Origin of the sequence: Oceanispirochaeta sp., assembly GCF_027859075.1 — a bacterium.
Lineage (GTDB): Bacteria > Spirochaetota > Spirochaetia > DSM-2461 > DSM-2461 > Oceanispirochaeta.
Window position 1 is genome coordinate 1 of record NZ_JAQIBL010000333.1, and the last position, 6,191, is coordinate 6,191.

The 6,191-nt window shown below is 43.7% G+C and carries 6 protein-coding genes; 1 reads left to right on the forward strand and 5 read right to left on the reverse strand.

The features are described from left to right. Nucleotides 1-51: 51 nt before the first annotated feature. From PF479_RS18860 to PF479_RS18870, 3 genes are all read right to left on the reverse strand, one after another. On the reverse strand, nucleotides 52-1,308 hold the full coding sequence (locus PF479_RS18860) for a lysophospholipid acyltransferase family protein (RefSeq protein WP_298010078.1): 1,257 nt from the start codon (nucleotides 1,306-1,308) through the stop codon (nucleotides 52-54). 160 nt (nucleotides 1,309-1,468) lie between these two features. Next, nucleotides 1,469-2,182, reverse strand: coding sequence for a DUF2161 family putative PD-(D/E)XK-type phosphodiesterase (locus PF479_RS18865; protein WP_298010081.1), 714 nt, complete (start codon nucleotides 2,180-2,182; stop codon nucleotides 1,469-1,471). Next, nucleotides 2,172-2,465 carry a hypothetical protein gene (locus PF479_RS18870; RefSeq protein ID WP_298010084.1) on the reverse strand — a complete coding sequence of 98 codons (294 nt, stop codon included), beginning with the start codon at nucleotides 2,463-2,465 and terminating at the stop codon, nucleotides 2,172-2,174. The genes PF479_RS18865 and PF479_RS18870 overlap by 11 nt, the downstream gene beginning before the upstream one ends. A 275-nt stretch (nucleotides 2,466-2,740) precedes the next feature. Here PF479_RS18870 and PF479_RS18875 point away from each other — a divergent pair, with 275 nt between their 5' ends. Further along, nucleotides 2,741-3,361 (forward strand): carbonic anhydrase, encoded by a 621-nt coding sequence (locus tag PF479_RS18875; RefSeq protein ID WP_298010086.1) that lies wholly within the window; start codon nucleotides 2,741-2,743, stop codon nucleotides 3,359-3,361. 37 nt (nucleotides 3,362-3,398) lie between these two features. Here PF479_RS18875 and PF479_RS18880 read toward each other — a convergent pair whose 3' ends face one another. Continuing rightward, nucleotides 3,399-5,207: a DegV family protein gene (locus PF479_RS18880; RefSeq protein WP_298010089.1), complete on the reverse strand. Its 1,809-nt coding sequence runs from the start codon at nucleotides 5,205-5,207 to the stop codon at nucleotides 3,399-3,401. Nucleotides 5,208-5,226: 19 nt separating this feature from the next. Further along, entirely contained in the window at nucleotides 5,227-6,117 is an 891-nt protein-coding gene (locus tag PF479_RS18885; RefSeq protein ID WP_298010091.1) for a helix-turn-helix domain-containing protein, read from the reverse strand. Nucleotides 6,118-6,191 lie beyond the last annotated feature (74 nt).

A 6,191-nucleotide genomic window follows, 5' to 3' on the forward strand; every position in this document is an offset into this window, starting at 1 on the left:
GGAGGGAGCTACGATCCGGGAGATTCGGTGACACTGTTGATGAAGGGTATATCAGTCGGCCTCAGCGGCAGCTTTGCCTTTTGAAATCGGAAGAGTGATTTCTTTCAGAAATTCGAGCCATTTATAGGCAGAGTCACGGGGAGTCGCAAAGTGAAAGCGGTAGAGAACTTTCTCATGATAAAATTCAAGCTTCTGCTGTTTAAATATACTCACCGCCTCTATCTCGCCCAGAGGAAAGATCATGGGCTCGCCCTTGAAGGGTACAAATTCGAGTCGGTCCTGCCAGAGTTGAAGGTCACCCTGACAAAGTGGCTTCAGAGGGACAAGTCCTATTCCGGTCAGTATGGTCAGATTTTCGTTTGATAACAGGGGCTTTTCGGGCCGGAGCAGAGTCCGATATTCACGGACCATCCGGACCGTCTGATCCTGCTGCCAGTGATTCCACTGAGAGAGACTTTGAAATGGAAAATTATCATCCGCAGGAAATTCTCCATATTCATCGATGCTAAAGGTCCAGTGGCAACTCTGGCATTCAACGGAGTTCCCCTCCGATTTTAAGGCATCCAGAGTATTGCACTTTGGACAGAGATAAGTAAACAGTTCCAGGGATTCCGCCCTTTTACTGCTTTCCAATAGAACAGGGTTTTCCTTCTGAAATTGAAAATCATCATGAAAGATTCCCGATTGAAGTCTCTCTCCCAGTTCCTCCACAGAAAGCTGTTTGATCTCTTCTTTAGTAAAGAGAATCTTTGCTTCCAGAATAATACGGCTCCGGCGGAGGTTTTTTGTCCAGACCCAGCGGGGTTGTGTCATATACCCCCCCTTGATGATGACTGCCAAAACAGGCACTTTCAGAAGCTTGATCAGTTTGGGTGTTGCCGGTATCAGGGGCTGGTTCAATCCATCCCAGCTGGTCTGCCCCTCGGGATAAACCGCCACGACACCGCCCTCTCTTATTTTTTTATGGATGATACGAACCGAATCCAGATCGGACATCCCCTTGGTTTTAGGTATCGTCTGGGTATGAAGCATAGCCCATCTGACAAAGGGGTGTCTGAAAACTGCATCATTGGCGACCCAGTGTATATGATGTTTCTGGTTGGAAGAGATGATGACAGGATCAAAATTGGTAACATGATTCCCAACAAGCAGGAAAGGAGGGTTCATGGTCTTCATGAGTTCCCAGTTTTCAAATTGAACATTCAGTCTTTTGTTAAAAAGGACTCTGCCGATGAAACAGCCGAAATGCCAGATAAACCAGCCGATGCCCCCCGGTTTGCCGTCTCGGATCTTCAGATCTTTCCTCATGTTGTACCCTCAGAATACTTTTTTGAACTGTATAACTAAAGCATATGGAAGGGTGATCCGGGTGGTCAAGGCAAATTCACGAATTAAGGGGCTATAATAAGAAATCTTAACAAACCAGTCTTTTCATGGTCCTGCTCTCCTTAACCACAAAATGATCTGATCAATCAGCTTTTTCCCGGAAGAGGGCCATCAACTCGGGCTGTTGCCTTTCGTAGCGGTCCAGAGCCTGGGTACCGGCAGGATTGATCCTGTAGAGTCCCCGGCTGACCCTGTCAAACCAGCCATAGTGATTCTGAGCCAGGATGGGCTGAACTTTATCGGGCCGGGCACTCCAGGATTTAAGCGCCCGGGGAGAGGAATCCCCTTTTTCACTTAACAAAAAAGCGATCCGGATGGCTTCCTGTTTATAGGCGCTGATCCTTTCTTCTGTAGTGGGAATACCGCCCTTATGGAATTCTCCATATCGGCCATCCACTTCTCTGAGAATAGCCGCCTGTTTACGCCGTCTCATTCTTTTTTCATAAGGCTGAGGGTGCAGAACAATTTCAACCTTGATCTTTGTCTTCATAAATCGGACAAGGATCAGTCCGACCTCCAGTTTTCTCAGCAGGTTTTTCAACCCTCGGGCCTTGGGAAGGTTTTTTTTTCCAGGAGGAAGAGGAACAGCGATATAGACAGAATCGCTGATATCCTTTCTCCGGGCGGCCTGAATGAGCAGATCCACAGAGACCCTGGTCTTCAATTCAACAATAACCATCTCGTCCTCTTTGAGAGCCACAAGGTCGCACTCATGGACCTCCCCCCCGATGGTGTATCCCTGATGCTGGAGGTATTGTTTCAGAGGATCGTAGAGATCCGATTCTTTAATTATCATCCCGTCTTTTCTTCTTCCTGCGGGTTGCCAGGCTTCCAAATCCACCCAGAATGGCCATATAGAACCCGAAGTCATACCAGAATCCGGTATTATAAACTTCATAAATCCTTATATTTTCGGTGAATATACTGACAATAAGAGACAGGGGTGCCATCCAGCCATGCCAGATACCCCAGAGGAAATTCGCAGGAGCAACAACATTGGCTCTACCGTCCCCGGGCAGACATCCAGTCAGAGTCATCATAATGATACCGAGAATACAGATCTGTCCTATTTTTTTCATTGAATCCCTCCCAATTTCCTGTTTATTATACAACACAAGACAATCTGATTTTTGTCGGAACAGGGACTCTTTTTCAAAACATTTCCAACTGCGCCGGCTTTTCATATCCAGACTTGCAGGCTCTGATGATTCATGCAAAATGCCCGACCTCCTGTAATAAAAATTCGATACTGAACCCTCTACTAGAATATCACGCCTGGTTTATGTGAAACAGTCTGACAAAATATTTACAGGGGACTGGATGTGACAGAGGCCTTTCAAGTAATATTAAGGGTATGGATAAATTATTGAACGGCGTCGTTGAATTCAGAAAAAAGGATTTTGAAGATCACAGAATCTTATTCCGGAATCTGAAGGAAGAGCAGAAACCCCACACCCTCTTTATCGGCTGTTGTGATTCCCGGATCGTCCCGGCCCTGATCACAAAAACCCTTCCAGGCGAGCTGTTTATCATCAGAAACATAGCCAATATGGTCCCCCCCTACCGCCTTGCTGATGAATATCTAGCCACCACATCGGCCATCGAGTATGCCGTTCAGGCTCTTGATGTTGAAAACATTGTAGTCTGCGGGCATAGCAACTGCGGCGGCTGCGGATCCTTATATGATGAACCCTCGAAAGAAAGACTGCCTCATACCAGCAAATGGATGGAACTGGCTTCTGCGGTCAAAGAAAAAGTCGAGCAGCAGCTCCCCGACCACGATCCTCTCGCCCGGGAATGGCTGACAGAACAGACCAATGTGGTGGAACAGATGAAGCACCTTCTCACCTACCCCTTTATTGAAAATAAATTCAAAACGGGACGGCTGAAGATCATGGGTTGGTATTACATAATTGAAACCGGGGAAGTATTCAGTTACCACAAGGAAGAAAACTGCTTTACTCTTATGAATTAGATTCTTTGTTGATGAATATCAATTCATCATTGATTAATCAGGACTTTTCATTTTCGATCAATCCGATAGCAATGGCTCCTTTACCTGAATGCATTCCCACAATGGGTGAGATATCAGTAATGTAATCTGCTTCCAGGCCCGTTATCTTTTGAACCAGTCCGGCAAAAACACGAGCCCCCTTTATATCCCCGGCATGGACAATGACAAAACGTTCTATCCCGTTTTTCTTCATTGTTTTTTGTATCAGTAATGATATTTTTTTCAATAAGCCTCTTCTGCTGAATGCTTTATCAAAGGCCATCCCCTTACCAGTTTCATCAAGAGACACAATGGGTTTCAGGTTGAGGGTGCGGGCAATCAGTCCTGTCAGAGGACTGATTCGCCCTCCTTTGACCATGAATTTTAAGGTATTTACACTGACAAATATTCTGGTTCGTTTTTTTAATCTTTCAGCCATGAGAGCTAATTCATCCAGATTTTTACCCTCAGAGGCAGCTTTTGCTATTTCAACAACCAGCAGCCCCTGAGCAGCGGAATTCAAACAGCTATCTATAACATAGATTTTCTTTTTGCCTTCATTGTATGGTTTTGCAGCATTGGAGATCTGCTGCCAGGTTCCGCTGAGGGCTTTAGCAACGGGTATGACAATAATCCCATCGTAATGATCCATCAAAGACTGAAGAATCCCATCAATAAAAGATTGATCAGGCAATGAACTTCCCGGAAAAGATTTCCGAACCTCCTGCTGCCTGTAAAACTCCTCCGGAGTGATGGTCAGGCGGTCAAGATACTCATCATCATCCCATATGAGATTAAGATTTATCACATGAATCTTATAGGCATCTAAGATCTCCAGGGGAATATCGGCAATTGAATCTGTCAATACAGCAATTCTTTCAGGCCCGGTCATCTGCTCCTGTCTGACCATGTCTTCTACTTTTTGTTTCAGTATATTGCCATGAGGAGTTAGTACTCCCACGATTTCATGCGGTTCATTCGTGTGAATATGAATACGATACCGATGACGTCCCTGGCTGACGATGATCGAATCTCCCCATTCTTTGATTGCAGACTTAATTTCATCGGGAGACAGATTCGGGTTTTCAATTAAAAGTTCGGTACAATAACGATTTTTGATACCCCTTTGCATATTATACATATGATTGTCCGAAGATTTTCCGGAGGATAATGTATCCTGAACATTTATTTTTTTTCTTTTATGATTAGAAGTCAAACCGGAGACATTCATTTGTTCAATTCCTTCCAGGAATCTGACAAATCCTAAGGCTCCAGCATCAACAACACCATTCTCTTTAAGAATTTCAAGCTGTTCCGGGGTCTTTGAGAGGGCGACTTGTGCGGCTTCAAAACCTCTGCGAAGTATGTCCTGAAATGGAATTCCCAATTGACTGGCTTTTCCGATCTCAGCAGCCCAGACAGAAAGAACAGTCAGCAGCGTGCCTTCCTGTGGCAGGTCTACGGCCTTATAAGCGTAGTCCACCGATTGCAGGACAGCGTCACCAAATGCAATGCTGTCAATATCCCGCTTTTTATCCAGTGTGATTGCTAATCCATTTATAAATTGTGATACAATCATGCCTGAATTTCCCCGGGCCCCTTCCAATGAAAGGTCGGCAATAATATTTAAAACAGCAGATACCGATCGGGATGAGACCATTCCGTTTGCTATGGTTCGAAAGGTTCTAACCATATTATTTCCAGTGTCACCATCGGGTACTGGAAAAACATTGATATCATTTATATGTTTCCTGTGATGTGAAAGATTTATATATCCGGAAAGAAATCCATGGTAAATCTGATATCCTGTAAGTATGTGTTTTTTCATGTGAAAGCTCCTATCAGTACTAAAATGGCGATGAAATAGAGTGCCCGGAAATAGTATTGGCCTGCCTGACAGCATCATCCAGAGAAATTGAAACAGCCCTGACTTTTTCAAATTCATTGCATAAATCCAAATCTGCAGCAGCGCCGCTGATAATAATATTAAAATCCAGTTTCTGAAGCTGATCCAGTATTTCCAGATTCACCTTCAAAGCATTTCTATGTTTCTCCATAGTGATGGAATAACATAGAATTGATGGTTTTAATTCCTGGATCATTGTCAAAAGGTCAGACATAGGAACCTGAGTACCCAGATTGATAACCTGCCATCCCTGTTCTCTCAGGATAAAAGAATTCATAAGCAAACCGAATTCATGTTCCTCACCTGGAGCGCAAAGACCAATCCATGTGTTCTTTTTAGAAATGTCAGTTTCATAAGGGAGATCTGCTGCCATCAGAATGATGAGTTCTCTTATTCTTCCACTGATTAAATGTTCCTGAGCAACACTCAGGTTTCCCGCAGACCATTCTTTCCCAGTCATTTCCAAAAGAGGAATTATGATTTTTTCATATATATCAAGAAGGTTGTAATCAAATCGTATCTTCCACTGATATATCTTTATCAAAACAGTCTTCATATCCTTCTGAATCTGTTTAAACAGTTCTATCACCGTAAAAGGATCATCAGGATTTTCAGAGTTTTGATTCAGATTGATTGAAAGCAGAAGATCCATCGAAACATTGAGGGCCTCGGAGAGATTCCGAAGTTGCGTTTCACCGGGAAATCGTTCTCCTCTTTCATAATTAGCAATAGCGACCTGACCGACACCGGCAAGTTCACCTAAACGAGCCTGAGTGTATCCCCGTTGCTTTCTGAAGAATTTTAATATTGTCCCGAATTTCTGTTCATTCACAGCTATAAATATATCTTATTGATATAATATTTCAAGTTAAATTTGCTTTTATATCAACAATGTTTTATAAATAC